This is a genomic window from Hydrobacter penzbergensis (genome assembly GCF_900106985.1).
GTDB lineage: Bacteria > Bacteroidota > Bacteroidia > Chitinophagales > Chitinophagaceae > Sediminibacterium > Sediminibacterium magnilacihabitans.
The window spans coordinates 171,974-189,034 of record NZ_FNNO01000007.1; the positions used below are offsets into that span (position 1 = coordinate 171,974).

14 protein-coding genes and 1 riboswitch are annotated in these 17,061 nt (G+C 46.2%); of the genes, 1 reads left to right on the plus strand and 13 read right to left on the minus strand.

Annotation, left to right across the window (positions count from 1 at the left end; genetic code table 11):
• Window positions 1–7 precede the first annotated feature (7 nt).
• The 7 genes from porM to BLU98_RS09570 form a co-directional block, all read right to left on the minus strand.
• Entirely contained in the window at window positions 8–1,558 is a 1,551-nt protein-coding gene (gene porM, locus BLU98_RS09540; protein ID WP_092723793.1) for a type IX secretion system motor protein PorM/GldM, read from the minus strand.
• 59 nt (window positions 1,559–1,617) lie between these two features.
• Complete coding sequence (gene porL / locus BLU98_RS09545) at window positions 1,618–2,367, minus strand: type IX secretion system motor protein PorL/GldL (protein ID WP_092723794.1); 750 nt, start codon at window positions 2,365–2,367, stop codon at window positions 1,618–1,620.
• A 51-nt stretch (window positions 2,368–2,418) separates the two neighbouring features.
• Window positions 2,419–3,702, minus strand: a complete 1,284-nt coding sequence (gene porK / locus BLU98_RS09550; protein ID WP_092723795.1) for a T9SS ring complex lipoprotein PorK/GldK — start codon at window positions 3,700–3,702, stop codon at window positions 2,419–2,421.
• 186 nt (window positions 3,703–3,888) lie between these two features.
• Entirely contained in the window at window positions 3,889–5,931 is a 2,043-nt protein-coding gene (locus tag BLU98_RS09555) for a thioredoxin domain-containing protein (RefSeq protein WP_257574865.1), read from the minus strand.
• Window positions 5,932–6,044: 113 nt separating this feature from the next.
• The gene (locus BLU98_RS09560; RefSeq protein WP_026774021.1) at window positions 6,045–6,533 is read right to left on the minus strand and encodes a YMGG-like glycine zipper-containing protein; all 489 of its coding nucleotides are present in this window, start codon (window positions 6,531–6,533) and stop codon (window positions 6,045–6,047) included.
• A 22-nt stretch (window positions 6,534–6,555) separates the two neighbouring features.
• On the minus strand, window positions 6,556–7,356 hold the full coding sequence (locus tag BLU98_RS09565) for a uroporphyrinogen-III synthase (RefSeq protein ID WP_051347906.1): 801 nt from the start codon (window positions 7,354–7,356) through the stop codon (window positions 6,556–6,558).
• Window positions 7,357–7,382: 26 nt separating this feature from the next.
• Window positions 7,383–8,447 carry a DUF4271 domain-containing protein gene (locus tag BLU98_RS09570; protein ID WP_139173877.1) on the minus strand — a complete coding sequence of 355 codons (1,065 nt, stop codon included), beginning with the start codon at window positions 8,445–8,447 and terminating at the stop codon, window positions 7,383–7,385.
• Between the two features lie 79 nt (window positions 8,448–8,526).
• Between BLU98_RS09570 and hemW the strand changes: the two genes are divergently transcribed.
• The gene (gene hemW, locus BLU98_RS09575; RefSeq protein WP_092723797.1) at window positions 8,527–9,651 is read left to right on the plus strand and encodes a radical SAM family heme chaperone HemW; all 1,125 of its coding nucleotides are present in this window, start codon (window positions 8,527–8,529) and stop codon (window positions 9,649–9,651) included.
• Here hemW and BLU98_RS09580 read toward each other — a convergent pair.
• The 6 genes from BLU98_RS09580 to BLU98_RS09605 form a co-directional block, all read right to left on the minus strand.
• On the minus strand, window positions 9,643–10,647 hold the full coding sequence (locus BLU98_RS09580; protein WP_092723798.1) for an NAD(P)H-dependent glycerol-3-phosphate dehydrogenase: 1,005 nt from the start codon (window positions 10,645–10,647) through the stop codon (window positions 9,643–9,645). The two genes, hemW and BLU98_RS09580, sit on opposite strands and share 9 nt — an antisense overlap.
• A gap of 42 nt (window positions 10,648–10,689) precedes the next feature.
• Complete coding sequence (locus tag BLU98_RS09585) at window positions 10,690–12,048, minus strand: efflux RND transporter periplasmic adaptor subunit (RefSeq protein ID WP_092723799.1); 1,359 nt, start codon at window positions 12,046–12,048, stop codon at window positions 10,690–10,692.
• Between the two features lie 28 nt (window positions 12,049–12,076).
• Window positions 12,077–13,540, minus strand: a complete 1,464-nt coding sequence (locus BLU98_RS09590; RefSeq protein WP_092723833.1) for a TolC family protein — start codon at window positions 13,538–13,540, stop codon at window positions 12,077–12,079.
• Between the two features lie 84 nt (window positions 13,541–13,624).
• Window positions 13,625–14,800 (minus strand): trans-sulfuration enzyme family protein, encoded by a 1,176-nt coding sequence (locus BLU98_RS09595; RefSeq protein ID WP_092723800.1) that lies wholly within the window; start codon window positions 14,798–14,800, stop codon window positions 13,625–13,627.
• Window positions 14,772–16,121 carry an APC family permease gene (locus tag BLU98_RS09600; protein WP_092723801.1) on the minus strand — a complete coding sequence of 450 codons (1,350 nt, stop codon included), beginning with the start codon at window positions 16,119–16,121 and terminating at the stop codon, window positions 14,772–14,774. Before BLU98_RS09600 ends, BLU98_RS09595 begins: the two co-directional genes overlap by 29 nt.
• A gap of 78 nt (window positions 16,122–16,199) precedes the next feature.
• A complete protein-coding gene (locus BLU98_RS09605) occupies window positions 16,200–16,745 on the minus strand; it encodes a hypothetical protein (protein WP_092723802.1) in 546 nt (181 codons plus the stop codon).
• 112 nt (window positions 16,746–16,857) lie between these two features.
• A riboswitch (cobalamin riboswitch) is annotated at window positions 16,858–17,041 on the plus strand.
• Window positions 17,042–17,061 lie beyond the last annotated feature (20 nt).

Here is a 17,061-nt window from a genome sequence, read left to right on the forward strand (position 1 = left end):
CTCACTGTTATTGCAAAATGAATGTAATATTCTGATCCAGTTTACGTGTTCCGCCACCCGGTTCAATCAATTTGATCTCTCCTATCGTTACCGTTGTTCCCGCCTGGCACCGCTTGATCAGGGCACTGGCGCCACCACTGAAAGCGGGGCCTGTAACCTGTGCGAATTCTGGTTCATCAAAACCTTTACCGGTGCAGATCACCATGTAAGACTGCACCTGGAACTTAATGCCTTCAAAAACGAAATCACGTAAGTCGGCAATCACGCCTGTCTGTACCCTGAACACATTTGCAGTCATGGTACCACCCGCACTACCGCCTACAATGGCGATCGGGTCGGGAATCCTTTTCACAGGTATTGTTACCTTTTGTGTTTTCTTTCCATCCGAAGCGATCACATTCACCGAACCCAGTTGGTTAGGTTTTACGATATACTGTCCGGGGCCGGCTTTACTAAATGCCACATTCGTGCCTTCCACATTTACCTGTACTTTTTCATCACCACCACTACCAGTAACACTCAGGGGGTTCTCTATGCCTTTATAGAATACCCTTGTCCTGTCGGTTGATATCACCATACTAGCAGGTACACCTACTGTATATTTCACTTCCTTTTCCACCACTGCCGGCGTACCGTCGGGCTTATAATAAGTGATCCTTACTTTTTTAGTGTTTGCACCAGGAGAGCTTACGGTAGCTTTGTATTCAGCCGCTCCATCTGCATTCAGGGGTACATTGGTACCATCGACGGTGATGGTAGGCTTGGCTGCTTTACTAAAAGCACCCATACCTGCTGTGATCACCAGTTCTTCACCTGGCATCAGGTACTGTGAATTGGTTCCGGCGAAAGCTTTGAATTCATCATATACGATCTCCACTTCACCTACTTCTTTGTGGCAGTACTCAACCACTTGCGCTTCACTGTTCTTCACATCGTTCTGAAATTTGCTCATGATCGTCAACGCCGCTATAGAAGGGGTCATATGAAAATAGGTAAATGCCCAGTCATCCTTACCGCCTTCATTTTTTGTCGGAGGGATGCTCAGATCGAGTGGCAGGTTAGGCCCTACATCTTTTTTAATGTCGGGGTCGATAGCGAGCAACTGATCTCTGAATTGCTTCAATTTAGCAAACAGCTCATTTCCTTTTCCTTTTCCGTTAGGTGGCATAGAAACCAGCAAACGGGTAGGTGCATCGAGATCATCTTCTTTAAAAGATTCCTGGCCGTTCTCTGTTTTCAGTCCCGATTCTTTTTTCAGATCCAGTTTCAGTCCTTCAATATAGTTGTAGACTTCATCTGCGAGGACCTTTGCTTTTTCTGCTTTAGGCATCCATATCGCAGCTTTTTCATGGGTTTTAGGGTCATCGAATTTTCTTTTGAACGATTTGAATACATCAGTATTCTTTCGTTCTACAATTTCTGTGGCAGTCTTCAAACTGTGGTCAACTGTCTTGAACGCGTTGAGGATTTCAGATGATACATTCAGTGCCAGCATTGCCGTAAGCACGAGATACATGAAATTGATCATCTTTTGCCGCGGTTCCTTGGGTAGTGACATGCTTGTTAATTTTTACAAATTGATTTTACAATAGTGTTGTGTCATCATAACAAGCGGCACTAAGCCCTTCCCTGCATGGCGGTGAGCATATTACCATACACCTGGTTCAGTTTGCCCAGGTTGTTGGCCAGTATTGTGATCTGTTCTTTGGCTTTCAGTGCATCGTCTGCGCTGCCCGACATGGCTGCAGAAGCCTGTGTGAGCTTGCCGTAGAACTGGTTCATCGCCTTGAGGTGATTGTTACTCTCCTGTAATTCCAATTCATAAATAGTATTCAGAGACGACAGGTTTTTGGTCAACACCTGAACCTGGTCGTGAAATTGTTTGGTATGCTCTGTAGCAGCATTGAAACCGGCCAGAGAGTTGGTTACATGTCCTACTGCATCTTTCACCAATCCCAGCGCATGAGCTGCTTCTTTTGTTTTGGCTGAAAAATCACCGGTTGATTTTACTACATCGCTGATCTCTCCCATATTATTTACGGTAGTCCCCAGTTTCTGGAAACCGGCGCTCAGCTTGGAAAGGTTGGCAGGTGTTATATCGGCTTCCTGGAGCATTTTCTCCATCACACCAAGGGCAGGATTACCAGCCATAGCAGGTTCTGAAGAACCATGTGTAACATCTGGCGGAGGCAATATCGCATACACGATGAAAATCATAGCTTCTGTAGTAAGACCGATTTTCAGCGCCCAGTCGGCCCATGAAAGGTGTAGGATCTTAGCCATCGCGCCAAAGATTACAACGGCAGCGCCAAGACATACAATTACGTTTACAATTCGGTTTGTAGAGGGGGAAATTCCAGAGGCCATAGGTTTCTGTTTTTGGGGTTTGGATTTGTTATTGGATTTGGATAAGCTTAGTTATTTGTTTCTCCACTTGGGTGCCAGGTCAATCACGCAGCGGAAACCGATATAGGATTTGGCAGTATCCTGGTACTCATAGTTCCGGGTACCTACCTGTAAATAGTAGGCGATGTCTTTCCAACTTCCTCCGCGCACCACTTTTCGTTTCATATTGGGCAGGTCGGAATCTTTGGCATCGAGACGTATATCGGGATTCATATCGGCCATGAAATTATAAGCGCCTTCGTAGTAGTACGAGCCGGTCCATTCAGCCACATTGCCCGACATGTTATACAAGCCATAATCATTGGGCCAGTATGCTTTGGCAGGAACGGTATAGAAACCGCCGTCTTCTGCGTAGTTACCACGGCCGGGTTTGAAGTTGGCGAGCAGACATCCTTTTTTATTGCGCAGGTAGTAGTTACCCCAGGGGAACATAGATTCTGTACGGCCGCCCCTTGCTGCATATTCCCATTCCGCTTCACTCGGCAGGCGGAAATCACCGTCAACTGCCATGTTGTGTTTTTCCAGGTAAGTATTCTGGTAATGTGTTCTCCAGTGACAGAAAGCCATTGCCTGTTTCCAGGTAACACCCACCACAGGATAACCACCATAAGACGGGTGAGAATAATAGCTCTTGGTCATGGGCTCGTTATACGAGTAAGAGAAATCCCGCATCCATACCAGGGTATCGGGATATACAGGCTGGTCTTTTGTTACGATGAAATTCTTCCGGGCAATACCTGCGTTCTCACGCTTGGCTGCTTCGGCCAGGTCGAAATATTCCATGTGGTAGACCAGTTTGGCAGGATCGATGCCCGGACGTCTGTACAAACGATTATCGGGAGCCAGGTTCAGTTCATTCAGTTTTTCGATGGTAGACCTGTCGTATTTGATGGTAGCCACTTTTTTCCAGTCAACCGCCATGGTATCTTCTTTGTTGATACCCGATCCGAACAGGATCTTGAAAGCCAAGGAGTCACGCACCCAGTTTACAAACTGTCTGTACTGGTTATTGGTGAGTTCCGTAGCATCCATCCAAAAACCTGGCATGGAAACTGTACGGTTACGATTGGTGTAGCTGAAGCTGATGTCTTCATCGCTGGGGCCCATATGAAATGCTCCCGGCGGAATGTAGACCATTCCAAGCGGAGGACGCATGTTTTGTTTTGCTGAAGGTGCAACGCCATGCAACTGCCCGTCATCAGGCAACCCCTTGGCTTTCCCGCTTTTCTTGAAAAAGCAGGAACTCAGGCTTAAAGACAGCATGGCCATGGTAATTGTAGTCAAATAACCTTTCATAAGATAATAAACTGATTTATGACAGTGACAAATATATGTTTTGCGTTGACAGTTACGCCAACACCATCTTTAATTCTCCATAATTTTTAAATGGGTAAAACTAAATTGTCAATGTGTATCAATTAGGATTTTACAATAGTGTCCCCAGAGTCGACACTGGCAACAAGCAAATTACCGTATTCTTTGTTACATTTTTGCTAAAAAATCTACTACATCTGTAAAGGGATCACTACATGCCCGGTTTTTGCATAGGTAGAATTTCACTGCATCCTGTCCTTCCAACAGCTTTCCTTTCAACAACGGGAAAACACCCTCTTCGGTTTCCCCGGTCTGGATGATTTTATTGGGGATGTATTTCTTCATCACTGGAGCGATAAATTGCTTTGAACGCTGCCCCGTAATGATAATTTCATTGGTTCCCCGGATCAATTCCTGGAGACACAAGGCCCATACCGCGAAAGAATTGGGGTATTGCCGGATGGCGCGGGAGAGCAGCTGCAACATTTCTTCTACCCGCCTTTCCCATGCTTCCTCCTCGAAAACCTTCGATAAATACCATAAGTTACGGGCCATTACGGCGTTTCCGCTGGGGGTGGCTCCATCGTAGACCTCTTTTTTGCGCAGGATCACATCTTCCTGGTCTTGTGGCGTATAGAAAAAGAAGCCGCTTCCCTCTTCTGAGAAAGCCGCTATGGCGTGTTGCATCAGCGACTGGGCCTTTAACAGGTACCCTCCGGTGCCTGTCATCTCCTGTAAATGCAGGTAAGCTTCTATAAGATAGGCGTAATCATCCAGGAAAGCAGGTATCCTGGCCTTGCCCCTCTTATAAGTATGGTACCAGTTGCCCTGGCCATCGCAAAGATGGCTTTCCAGGAACCGCATATGGGTCTCCGCCCGCTCCAGGTACTGCGGATTACCCAGAGCCGCATAAGCTTTGCTGTATGCTGTGTTCATCAGGGCATTCCAACCCAGTAATATCTTATCATCAAGTTGGGGTCTTACCCGCTTTTCCCGTTCAGAAAGTAGTTTTTGCCTGTCGGATTCGAGTAACCTGAGCATGTCGTTGATTTCCATGCCCTTCTGTAGTGCTGTTTTTTCCAGCGGCTCTTTTATCCAAAAAATATTTTTATTTTCCCAGTTTCCGGCGGCCGTAACACCATAAATTTCACAGAAAAAGGGGGTATTTCCACCCAATACTGCCTCTATTTCAGTCAGGTCCCAGGTATAAAACCGGCCTTCCTCCCCCTCACTGTCGGCATCCAATGCACTGTAAAAACCCTGTTCAGGCGAGGTCATCTCCCTTTCGATAAATGCCAGCGTTTCCCTGATCCCTCTTGCGTATTTTTCTATCCCGGTTAACTGATAGGCTTCCGCCATTACACTAACCAGCAGGGCATTGTCGTACAGCATTTTTTCAAAATGAGGTACCAGCCATTCATTGTCGGTACTGTATCGTGCAAACCCGCCACCCAATTGGTCGTAAATACCACCGTCGAGCATTTTATCGAGGCTCAGCAAAGCCTGTTGTAAAGCCGCTTCGTTTTTGGTGAAATGAAAATGCCGCAGCAAAAAGCGGATCGACTGGCTTTGCGGAAATTTAGGCGCCTGCCCGAATCCGCCCCATATTTTATCGGCATTGCCGAGCATATTGCGCACGATCTCTTCTTCATTCGCAGCGTCATACAAGGCATCTGCAGCAGATATAGTCCTGTCCATGCCAAATGCATTGGATTGCAGCAAGTGTTCTGTAAGCTTCTGGGCCTGCTCTTCTATCGCTTCTTTTTTTGCCGAAAAAGCCTGCCGAACCCCTTCCAGCACTTCAGACCAGCTCGCCCTGTTGTGGGCCCTCACCGGGGGAAAATACGTACCGCCGTAAAAAGGTTTTTTATCCGGTGTAAGGAATACATTCAACGGCCAGCCTCCGCTGCCGGTCATAGCCTGTACCACATCCATGTAAATATGGTCCAGGTCGGGCCGTTCTTCACGGTCTATCTTGATATTGATAAAATGCTCGTTCATGAAAGCCGCTACAGCCGCATCTTCAAAACTTTCTCTTTCCATCACGTGACACCAGTGACAGGCGGCATAGCCGATACTTACGAGTATGGGTTTGTTTTCCTGCTTTGCTCTTTGTAACGCTGTTTCGCCCCAGGGATACCATTCCACCGGATTATGCGCATGTTGTAACAGGTAAGGACTGGTTTCGTGTATGAGATGGTTCATGATCATGTGCAAATGGTTCAATACTCAATGGCTCAATGTTACGCATTTTAATGTCAAAGAAAATGGCTCGATCACTCTCTTTATTGAGTAATCGAGCCATTGAGCTATTGAGCAAATATTTATTGGTTCGCTTGTGCTTTTTTCTTTTTGTTGTGATCGATGATCGCACCGGTTCCTGCGCCGGCTCCTGCACCAAGCACAGCTCCTACTATTGCGCCTTCGCCATGTTTTTTATCAACGATGGCTCCGGTCACGGCACCTACACCGGCACCGATGATGGCGCCTTTGGCAGTACTGCTCATACCTTTTTTCTTAGGTGCGGCAGCAGGTGCAGCAGCTCCGGTTCCTTCTGCATCAGCATAACGGGGACTTACATTTGAAGATCCGCTGTGGTGTTTGGAAGCAGCAGCAGCAACGGCTTTCAGGGAGTCGGCTGTTTTTTGCTCTTTCGCAGCGATGCTTTTGAGGGAGTCAACTGTTTTCAATGAATCCATCATTCGCATTTTCGCTTTGGCAACTTCGTCTTCCAGCTTTGCAGCATTGTTACCACCATTGCCACAAGCGGCGAGCAGTGAACCGAATAATAAAATGGATAATACTCTTTTCATACAAAGGGGTTTTTAAGGATGATTACTTTTTAGCTTCGACACCTATACCCAAAAAATAGTCCAACGCTGCTACCATACTCGGACGCTGGGGCATCGGCGCTTTGATTCCCAGTGTGAGGCCCGCGTCTTCCACGGCTTTGGAGGTGTTATTGCCAAATGCTCCAATGACCGTGCCATTTTGCTTAAACTCTGGAAAATTATCAAATAAACTTTTGACGCCACTGGGTGTAAAAAAACAAATGACATCGAATTCGCAGCCTTTCACTACTTCCTTGATGTCATTGCTGATGGTCCTATACATAAAAGCCAGCTGATAAGCACATTTGTTTCCCTTCAACCAGTTCACGATCTCATTATCCTGCTGGTTCTCACTGCACACATACAGGAACTGTTCGTTCTCTTTGTGCTTGTTCACTACATCGAACATGCTCTTATTGGTGCCGTCGGCCCCATAAAAAACTTTTCTCTTCCGGTAAAGGATAAATTTCTGCAGGTACAGCGCCACCGCTTCTGTAATACAGAAGTACTTGGTGTCCTGGCCAATCACCACCTTCATCTCTTCGCAGGTACGAAAAAAATGATCGATGGCGTTCCGGCTGGTAAACACTACTGCCGTAAACTGTGAGATGTCGATCTTTTGTTTGCGAAAGTCGCGTGCCGGTATCCCTTCCAACCTGATGAAAGGCTGAAAAACCAACTCAACCTGGTATTTTTTTTCCAGGTCGAAATAGGGCGATTTATCACTTTCAGGTCTGGGTTGTGAGACAAGAATCCGTTTCGCTGATTTAACCGGACCTGCATTTTTAGCGCCGCTTTTTGCCATGCTCCGTAGTCTAATATTTTGCAAAATTAAAACCTTCCGTCAATATAATTGATCAATACCTTATAGATTAATAACAACGGAAGCACCTCAACGGCACAAAGGTAGAGAAAAAAATGTAATGCATTCACTTTCAGGTTATTCCGGATAGCGGTAAACGAAACTATGTATCTGTACAAAAAAAGCAATACGATCACACCTCCTGAAACCGTCAGGGCCACTTCTGACAGGGGTTTGGCGGCAAAAGCCACGAGCAGGGCAAAGGGGATCAGCACGATGCCGATGGTTTTATTCACCAAAAACACAATAAAAACATAACCCGCGGCCGACTCGCGGCTGTTGAATACCCATCCCGAGAACAGCAGGAACAGGTATTTCCCCAGGTACACAACCACCAGCACCAGGGCTCCATAAATGACCAATTGCCAGAAAGATACCAATGCCCACTGCTCGTACCGGATCACCAGGGCCGCATATAAACTCACACTTAGCACAAACAGCAGATTGGTGAGCAGTGAGGCCAGGTTGTCTTGCAGCAACTGTTCCTTGGTTTGTTTCAGCCGCACCGAAGTCTGGAAAAAAGAATTGAAAAGGTTTTTAAAATAGCGGGGGTACACCACTTTCAGGAAAGCAAAGAAAAATACGAGTCCCGCCATCACATAAAACAATTGGTCTTTCGATTCCCGCTTGCGGTAATCGATCAGCATATACGCTGCCGGCTTGTTTTCCGGCAGATAGGCATGGTGCATGAAACGGGCATAGGTAGAAGTATCGATAACGGGCAATGCTACATCAGCAGTTGCCTTCGCTTTGCGGATAGAATCCTGCCGGAGGCTGTCAGCTTTCAAACGCAACGTGCTGTCTGCCGGCGCACTTGCCCGATTCACCACTACGGCAGGTTTGGGCAAACGGGAAGATGAACTATCTCTTACTACGGATCGTACCGGAACCACCGTTTCTTTAGGCGTCAGGCTTTGTGTATCGTTACTCTTTTGTAAAGTACTCTCTGGCCGGGTCTTCGGCAAACCCGAATCGGTCTGTGCAAAACAACCAAGGGTCAACACCAGGAGAACTATCAATAGCGTCTGCTTCAAAAAATGGATTTGCAACAAAAATATTGAAACGGGTGCATAAGTCTGAAACAGTATTTTTGCCCATCGCAATCAGGCAACCATGGCAGGTATTTATATTCATATTCCATTTTGCAGAAAAGCCTGTCATTATTGCAATTTTCATTTTTCCACTTCATTGCAATTATTACCGGAAATGGTCAACGCCATTGAAGCAGAAGCCAGGTTGCGCCGTTCATATCTCAGCGAAAAAGTAGATACTATTTATTTTGGCGGCGGCACCCCTTCCCTGTTACCGGAAACTGCCATTCACTCCATTATACAGTTGTTATCGCAATTATTCGATATAAATCCCCATGCCGAAATCACCCTCGAAGCCAATCCCGACGATGTAACTGCCGCCAGGCTGCACGCATGGAAAGAAGCGGGCATCAACCGGCTTAGTATGGGAGTACAGTCTTTTTCAGACAGCAGCCTGCACTGGATGAACCGGGTGCACGAGTCGGCACAGTCAGTCGAAGCGATTGAACTGGCACAAGCCGCCGGTTTCCGCAACATCACGATTGATCTTATTTATGGTATTCCGGGCCTGAGTGATGAGCGCTGGGAACAGGACATCAACAAAGCCCTTGCTTTGCGGGTGCCGCATCTTTCCTGTTATGCGCTTACTGTAGAATCCCGCACAGCACTGGATAAAATGATCAGGACAAAAAAAACGGCAGACATCGATCCTGAAACGCAGGCCCGGCATTTCCATATCCTCACCCGCAAAATGGAAGAAGCCAGTTTTGAGCATTATGAAATATCCAATTTCGCCAGGCTTGGATTCCGCAGCAGGCACAACAGCAGTTACTGGCAGGGAGTTTCGTACCTGGGACTGGGACCTTCAGCGCATTCATTCAATGGAAGCAGCCGGCAATGGAATGTGGCCAATAATAGTCTCTATATTGCGAGTATTAACCAAGGGGCCATTCCCTATGAACAGGAAATATTGACACCGGTTCAACAATTGAATGAATACGTCATGACCAGTCTGCGCACCATGGAAGGCATTGATTTGAATAAAGTATATGCTGATTGGGGTGAAGATAAAAAGAATGCATTGCTCCATGCTGCCGAAAAACACTTGGCATCCGGCAATATTGTGCAAACCGGCAACCGGTTACAACTCACAACAGCCGGTAAATTCCTGGCCGATGGCATTGCAGCCGATCTTTTCTCAGCGTAACAGGCTTTCTATTTTTTTAAACCCTTGCGCCGCCGGAACCTGTTCCCATAGTATTTCATAAATGATTGTAGCAATAGGGATGGCTGCATGAATAGAATGGTTCATGGTAAAAATGCATTTGCTTGCATTGTATCCTTCCGCTACCATATTGAGTTCGAGTTGTGCCGCTTTTACAGAATAGCCCTTACCAATCATGTTGCCAAACGTGCGGTTGCGGCTGTGCAATGAATAGCAGGTAACCAGCAGATCGCCCAGGTAAACAGAAGCGTTGTAATTATGCGATTGCTCGGCGAATGGTCCTTTATCGTTCGACTGATGCAGGAAGACTTCCATTTCATTGGCGCTATTGGCAATGTACACACTTAAAAAATTATCGCCGTACTCCAATCCGTGTGCAATACCTGCTCCCAATGCGTAAATATTTTTCAATACGGCCGCATACTGAACACCCATCACATCGGTGTTCACCACTGTATTCAGGTAATCGGTTTTGAAATATGCAGCAATGGCTGCCGTAGCTGTTGGCTGCTGGCCCGAAAAAGTCAGGTAAGATAATTTTTCTGCGGCTATTTCTTCTGCATGACAGGGGCCCAGTAAAGTAAAATAGTTTTCTAATGGGAATGCAAAAGTCTCCGAGAGATAATCATTGAGCAGCCGGTTGCCCGAAGGCAGTATGCCTTTCACTGCTGAAACGATTTTTTTATTGCTCAGTTGTTGTGCACTAAGCGTTTCGAGACTACTTTCAACATAAGCCGAGGGGACTGCAATCACCAGTACATCTGAAGCGGTTACTACAGCCTGTATATCACTGCTGAGTTGCAGCTGCGCATGATTGAAATAAGTGCTACTGAGATAATGCGGGTTATGCCTTCGTTTCTCTATATAAGCGATGGTATCGTTGTTACGTACCCACCAGTTGACGGTATTCCCGTTGTCAGTAAGAATTTTTGCGATCGCCGTTGCCCAGCTTCCGCTACCGATGATACCAAATCGCATATTGATGCCAGCTGTTGATCGGCAAAAATACGTTTTTCGTACCTAGTTCTTCTTCTCTTCAAACAACTTGTCTTTAGGAACCACTTTTACCAGGGTTCCGTCTTTCAGTGTTTTACTTACTGTACTGTATGGGCCCGTGATCACTTCTTCGCCACCCTGGAGTCCGCTGATGATCTGGATATAATTCAGGTCCTGTATGGAAGATTTCACCGGTATTTTTTTCACTGTATTGTCTTTCTGCAATACAAATACCACTTCCTGGATATTATCATCGGCGTTAACAGATTTAACGGCAGATGCATCGTTGGCTGGCTTATCGTCTTTCTTTTCTCCCGGCGCCTTATCGCTGCTCTTATCCCTGGTGGTAACAGCATTCAGCGGCACTGCCAGCACTCCCACATTGGTTTTGGTTTGTATATCGGCGCTGGCGCTCATACCCGGACGGAAAGGGAATGCCTTACCTGCTTTTACTATATCTGCATAGCTATCGGGCAACAAGCGAATATGTACTTTGTAATTGGTAACATCGGTACTCGTAGTGGTAGTGGTTGCCACATTCGGGTTGGCGATCTTATAAACAATGCCCCTGAATTTGCGGTTGGTATAAGCATCTACTTCTACAAGCGCGGTATCGCCCAGCTTTACTTTGGGGATATCGTTTTCTCCTACATCTACCCGCACTTCAATGCTGCGCATATCGGCAACACGCATCATTTCTGTACCGGCCATCTGCGCTGTACCTACTACGCGTTCTCCTTTTTTCACCGCGAGCAGACTGATCACTCCATCCATTGGTGCTGTGAGTGTGGTACGTGAGAGGTCTTTATTTGCCCTGGCCAACTGCGCTTCGGCACTGCGTATCGATGCCTGTCCGCCTCTCAATCCTTCCTTCGCTGCGTTGTAGTTGGCTTCCGCAGAGCGGTACGCCTGATCGGCCTGATCGAACTCTGAACGGGAAATCACTTTATCGGCATACAATTTTTTCTGCCTGTCGTAAGTGGCTTTTGCATTATCCAGTGTGGCTTTCAATCCCTCAATACCTGCCGATGAGTTCGACAATTGCGCCCTGGCCTGTTCTACACCTGCCGCTACCTGGTCGCGCTGGGTAGAATAGATATCGGCATATATCCTGGCAAGTACCTGTCCTTTCTTCACGCTATCACCTTCGTTCACATTGAGTTCTACGATCTCACCACTGATATCCGGACTCACTTTCACTTCCACTTCGGGATACACTTTGCCACTGGCATTTACCGTTTCAATAATGGTGCGCGTACTTACTTTTTCAGACGATACTTTGATCCCTTCGTCTTTGCCAATGATACCGGCTTTCTTCATGCCCACAAAGGCAGCAATGACGACTACCAGTATTACAATGGTCCAGATCAGTTTCTTGTTCATATGCTCAGGTGTTTCGGTTGTTTTGATATTATAATTTCAAGCCTACGCCTTTATAAAATTCCAGCAATTTCATTTTGAACACATAATCGTACTGGTTGCTCAGTTGCTGCAATTTGGCTTTCAGCAGGTTGTTCTGGTTGGTCAGCAGATCAATCGAGCTCAGCAAACCCACTTCATAACGTTTGAGCGCAAAATCATAGGCTTTTTGCGCGCTGGTAACTGTTTTCTGCCCCGCATTGAATTTTTGCAAAGCAGCCGTAGCGTTGGTGTACGCTGTATAAATATCCTGTTTCAGTTTCAGGTCGCTCTGGCTTCTTTGCAATTCTGCATTCTGCAGGTTCAGTTTGGATTGCTGGTAAGCAATGCGGTTTTGTCCATTGCTGAAGATGGGTATCGAAATACTCATGCCAACGTTTTGTCCAAAGTTGTTGTCGAGCTGTTTGCCCCATCCCTGCCATATATCTCCAAAGCTGCGGGTGCCTTGTGAAAATTTATATATCGGGTTTTGCAGGTAATAGTTTACATTATTTACTGTTACAATAGGCTCTGCTCCTGTAATGGGTGTATATCCCAGGAAAGTAGCGCCGTTGGTATATTTGAAAGAGTTTGAAAAGTTGGTAGACAGGTTGAAGCCCAGGTTGATGGTGGGATAAAAACCGCCTCTGGCTGCTGAGATGTTTTTCTGTGCGGCTTTTATTCTCAGCGCATTTCCTTTCTGCAAGGGCTGGTTCGCAAGTGCCAATTGGAATACTGCCTGTGGCTGCATATCGGCAAAGGATTCTAATGGGATTTTATCTACCGGCGGGGTTTCAACACCAAAGATCACATCGGGGTCAAGGCCTAGTAATCCACGCAGGCTAATGAGGTTTTGTTCATAGGAAGTTTTGGCTGCTATATAATTGCTGCTGTCTGTTGACAACTGTGCTTCAATTTCTGCGAGGTTCAACTCCGGCAACATCCCTGCATCTACTTTCTTCCTGGTCATTTCGAATTGAGCATTGGTCTGGCTGATCTGCACCTCGCTGATATTGATCTGCTCTTTGGCTGCCAGCACCTGCAAATAATAAGTGCATACATTCAATGCAACGTCATTGGCGGCTTTGGCAACATCTGTCAACGCAGCCTGGGCGCTGAATGCCGAAGCCTGCATGGTGTTCCGCAGCCTTCCGTTGTTGTATAACTGTATACCTCCGTTCACACCAAAGTTCTGGTACAGGAACTGTGTAGTGGCAAAACCATTGGTGGTGGGGTCGATCGAACGTCCAAAACGAACACCTGTAGAAGTATTACCTGATACGCCGGGATAAAGGTTCAATTTTGATTGCTTCAATTGTAATGCACTGATTCTTGCCTGGATATCGGCCTGCTTAACAGAAATATTATTGGCCATCGCATAATCCACACACTGACGCAGGTTCCAGTGATCAGAACCATTCTGCGCATTTGCCTGCAAGAACGCTACACCACAAAGAAGGATGATCAGTTTTTTCATATCTAACAAAAATAACAGTTTCTCATCCACACCCATAATTTTTAGACAAGCGGAAAAGAGGCCTGCAAACCGCAGTAAAAAATGTTATGAAAGGCGTGAAATGGCTTTAAAAGCCGCTTCCAGATCGGTCAAAAGGTAATCGGCTTCTTCCAGCCCTACATACAACCGCAGGCTTCTGTGCTCAGGGTCCGCCGCATTAAAAGCAGCCGGCTGCAGGCCTGCGCATTTGGGTATGATCAGCGATTCATAACCACCCCAGCTCACCGCCATGAGAATGTGTTGCAACGATTCGCAAAAAACTTCGATGGTTTCTCTTTTATCAGTTTTGATGAAAAAAGTAAGGAGGCCACAGGCGCCCTTCATTTGTTTTTTTGCCAGCTCGTACTGCGGAAAGCTGGGGTCGAGCGGGAACAATACTTTTTCTACCCGCGGGTGTGCATGCAGGAAATCCACTACCTGTTGCGTAGTACGGCTGATGCGTTCCAGCCTCGCCGGCAAAGTACGTAGTCCCCGGATCAGCAACCATGCATTGAAAGGCTGTATACCCGATCCCACCGTCATGTATTCACTGTTGAATATTTTTTCCATCTTTTCTTTGCTGCCGCTGAGCACACCAGCTACCACATCGCTGTGCCCACCTATGTATTTAGTGGCTGACTGTAACACCAGGTCAATACCCAACTTAATCGGCTGCTGGTATAATGGCGAACAATAACTGTTATCACAGATGGTAACAATGTTGTGCTTTTTTGCGAGTGCCGCAACAGCCGCCAGGTCTTGCAATTCAAACAACCAGCTATTGGGCGATTCGAGGTAAATGAGGGTGGTATTGGATTGTATGGCTGCTTCGAAATGTGCTGTATCGGTACCATCTACATAAGTAACTGTTACCTGGAAGCGGGGCAGGATCACATCGAACATCCGTTGTGCCCATGAATAGGGTTTCTTTACACTAACAATATGATCGCCGCTTTTTACCTGTGACAGTACTGCTGCGAAGATCGCTGCAGCTCCGCTGTTGAACACTAAACAATCTTCAGCGCCATCAAGCGCCGCCAGTTTTTTGCGCAATATTTCTACTGTAGGATTCAGTCCGCGGCTGTACAACCAGGTACTGTATTCATCTTCAAATGCACGGCGCATATCGGCCACTTTGCGGAATGCAAAATTGCTGGTCTGCACGATCGGCGGCGCTATCGCGCGGAAGTATTCGTCGCGGTCTTCGCCCAGTTCATTCAGTATATACGACAGATCTGTCATTGTCTTTCCGTTTAAATCTGTGTGTAATGAAATAGATCAGCATAAAAGCTGCGAGTACCAATGCGCCTACCAATGCGATGTCGGGCGTTTGCAAAGCGATACTGATGCCCACAAATAAATAAGCCGACATGAAAATGAGTGGCATCAACGGGTATAATTTCATCTTGTAAATGCCTGTGCCATCCAGTTCACGCGTGCGTTTGCGCAAAACGAATATGGTAGCGCTCGACGCCACCATGCCAAAGCAATCGAGGAAAATGGAGAAGTTCAGTATCTTCTCAAAAGTCTGCGCAAAGAACAGGATCACGATACAAGTGGCCGAAAATGCTGTCAGCGATGCGGTAAACACACCGTTCTTGTCATTTGTTCTGGCAAAGAGTTTGGGCAATGTGCCTTCCGTGCTCATCGCATACATCACCCTGGGATTACTCAGCAACAACGCATTTACATAAGCCAGTACCCCAAAGAAAAGCAGGAAAGAAAATATATCAGCGCCTTTGTTGCCGAACGTTTTTTCCATCACCACATAAGCAATTTCTCTTTCGCCTTTCATGTTGTTGAAGCCGATGATATGATAATAACTCAGGTTTACCAACAGGTATAATGCAATGATGATGGCGATACCAATGAAAATACCCCTTGGAATATTTCTGGCAGGCCGACTTACCTCACTGCCGAAATTAATGGTCTGCTGATAACCGCCATAAGTAAATGAAACAGCAATCAGGCTCACACCCAGGCTTTGTATCCAACTCATAGAAGAAGCAGGAGCAACATTCGTTGTTACCGCCTGCGGCTGGTGTGGAAAAAACAAAGCAAGGATCAGCACTACGATCATGCTTATTTTAATGAGCATGAGTACATTTTGCGCACGGGAACTCATCTTTAGTCCTGCCAGGTTGATCAGGTAAAAAATGATGATAGCCCCGCAGCTAATCAGGGCTTTGTCTACATCGGTCCAGGCTACCTGCGGGAACAGCTTGGCAATGTAGCCGCTGCCGATCAATGCTACGCCACTCAGGCTGGCAGCATTACTGATAAGGATGATGCAGTTGATGGCAAAGGCGATGCTGGGGTGATAAGCATAAGAAAACACTTTATAATATCCGCCAGTAATAGGATAGCGACTCCCGATTTCGGCATAAGTAAGTGCTCCGCAGAGTGCAAAAAATCCACCCAATACCCAGGCTGTAAAATAAACCGACGGCTCAATGGCATCCTTGGCGCTGGTAGCAGCCGTTCTGAAAATTCCCATCCCAATAACTAGGCCCACCACGATCATGGTAAAGCTGAAAAGATTCAATTGCTGTTTTCCCTGCATGGCGCCAGTTTTAGTTCAGTTAGCTTTAAATGTAAGCAATAAATCGTTCTTGGTCTGAAAATCGATGCACTCAGCGATTTACTGTTGCACAAATATTCCCGTTATCAGATTCGTCTTAACATCATATTCAAAAAGAAAATTCATATCAACCAGTCCAGTTTTGCCTATGAGAGACACGAATACCTGGCCTGCAAATTGTTTATTTGCCCATGAGCGAGGAAACATCTTGGCAACAGAGCCAATGTTATTTCCCACTTTTATCGAACCGCCATTCATTAATTGAAAACAGTAACCAGGCGAAGTAATACTCATGGCTTGCAATTCATCTTTCATATACCAGGCTTCCATGCCTTTATATGTATAGTGCGTCATGCTGTCCTCATCCATTTCTGAATATTCTACGGACACCTTTACCGGTGTTCCAAACTTTCGTAAAAAATCTTTGACTCCCAACAATATAGTATTGACATGTGAAGCCTTTTTTCCTGTTACAGTCAAATCAAACTGATGGATATATAAATCATTGATTAAATCACTTGCATTGGCCTGGCCTTTGGCAATAAAAGCAGAAACCGCAGTTATTGCAGTAATCATCACAGTTGCTAAAATAATTTCCCTTCTCATAGACATTATTAAAACCGATGTTGGCTAATACAATACCAAGTATAGCATTAATCAAATTTAAATATATTTAATTGGTTAGTCTTTTGCTATAGGAAATTGAATATATCCTGATTACATTTGCACCGTAGTTGGTCCCCGAAGGGTCGGGGTTAAAAGGGAAGTCCGGTGCAAATCCGGCGCTATCCCCGTAGCTGTAAGCGCTATTCAACTGCTGATACTTCTGCCACTGTTCATAAGAATGGGAAGGCCATCAGCGGAGCGCAAGCCAGAAGACCTGCCAGCAATAGGTTTCATTCAAGGCTTTCGGGTGAAAGGC

Coding starts and splice junctions, on each gene's coding strand:
- BLU98_RS09585 (WP_092723799.1), bottom strand. CDS start 12,048: ATGAACAAGAAACTGATCTGGACCATTGTAATACTGGTAGTCGTCATT.
- hemW (WP_092723797.1), top strand. CDS start 8,527: ATGGCAGGTATTTATATTCATATTCCATTTTGCAGAAAAGCCTGTCAT.
- BLU98_RS09565 (WP_051347906.1), bottom strand. CDS start 7,356: ATGGCAAAAAGCGGCGCTAAAAATGCAGGTCCGGTTAAATCAGCGAAA.
- porK (WP_092723795.1), bottom strand. CDS start 3,702: ATGAAAGGTTATTTGACTACAATTACCATGGCCATGCTGTCTTTAAGC.
- BLU98_RS09605 (WP_092723802.1), bottom strand. CDS start 16,745: ATGAGAAGGGAAATTATTTTAGCAACTGTGATGATTACTGCAATAACT.
- BLU98_RS09590 (WP_092723833.1), bottom strand. CDS start 13,540: ATGAAAAAACTGATCATCCTTCTTTGTGGTGTAGCGTTCTTGCAGGCA.
- porM (WP_092723793.1), bottom strand. CDS start 1,558: ATGTCACTACCCAAGGAACCGCGGCAAAAGATGATCAATTTCATGTAT.
- BLU98_RS09600 (WP_092723801.1), bottom strand. CDS start 16,121: ATGCAGGGAAAACAGCAATTGAATCTTTTCAGCTTTACCATGATCGTG.
- porL (WP_092723794.1), bottom strand. CDS start 2,367: ATGGCCTCTGGAATTTCCCCCTCTACAAACCGAATTGTAAACGTAATT.
- BLU98_RS09580 (WP_092723798.1), bottom strand. CDS start 10,647: ATGCGATTTGGTATCATCGGTAGCGGAAGCTGGGCAACGGCGATCGCA.
- BLU98_RS09555 (WP_257574865.1), bottom strand. CDS start 5,931: ATGATCATGAACCATCTCATACACGAAACCAGTCCTTACCTGTTACAA.
- BLU98_RS09595 (WP_092723800.1), bottom strand. CDS start 14,800: ATGACAGATCTGTCGTATATACTGAATGAACTGGGCGAAGACCGCGAC.
- BLU98_RS09560 (WP_026774021.1), bottom strand. CDS start 6,533: ATGAAAAGAGTATTATCCATTTTATTATTCGGTTCACTGCTCGCCGCT.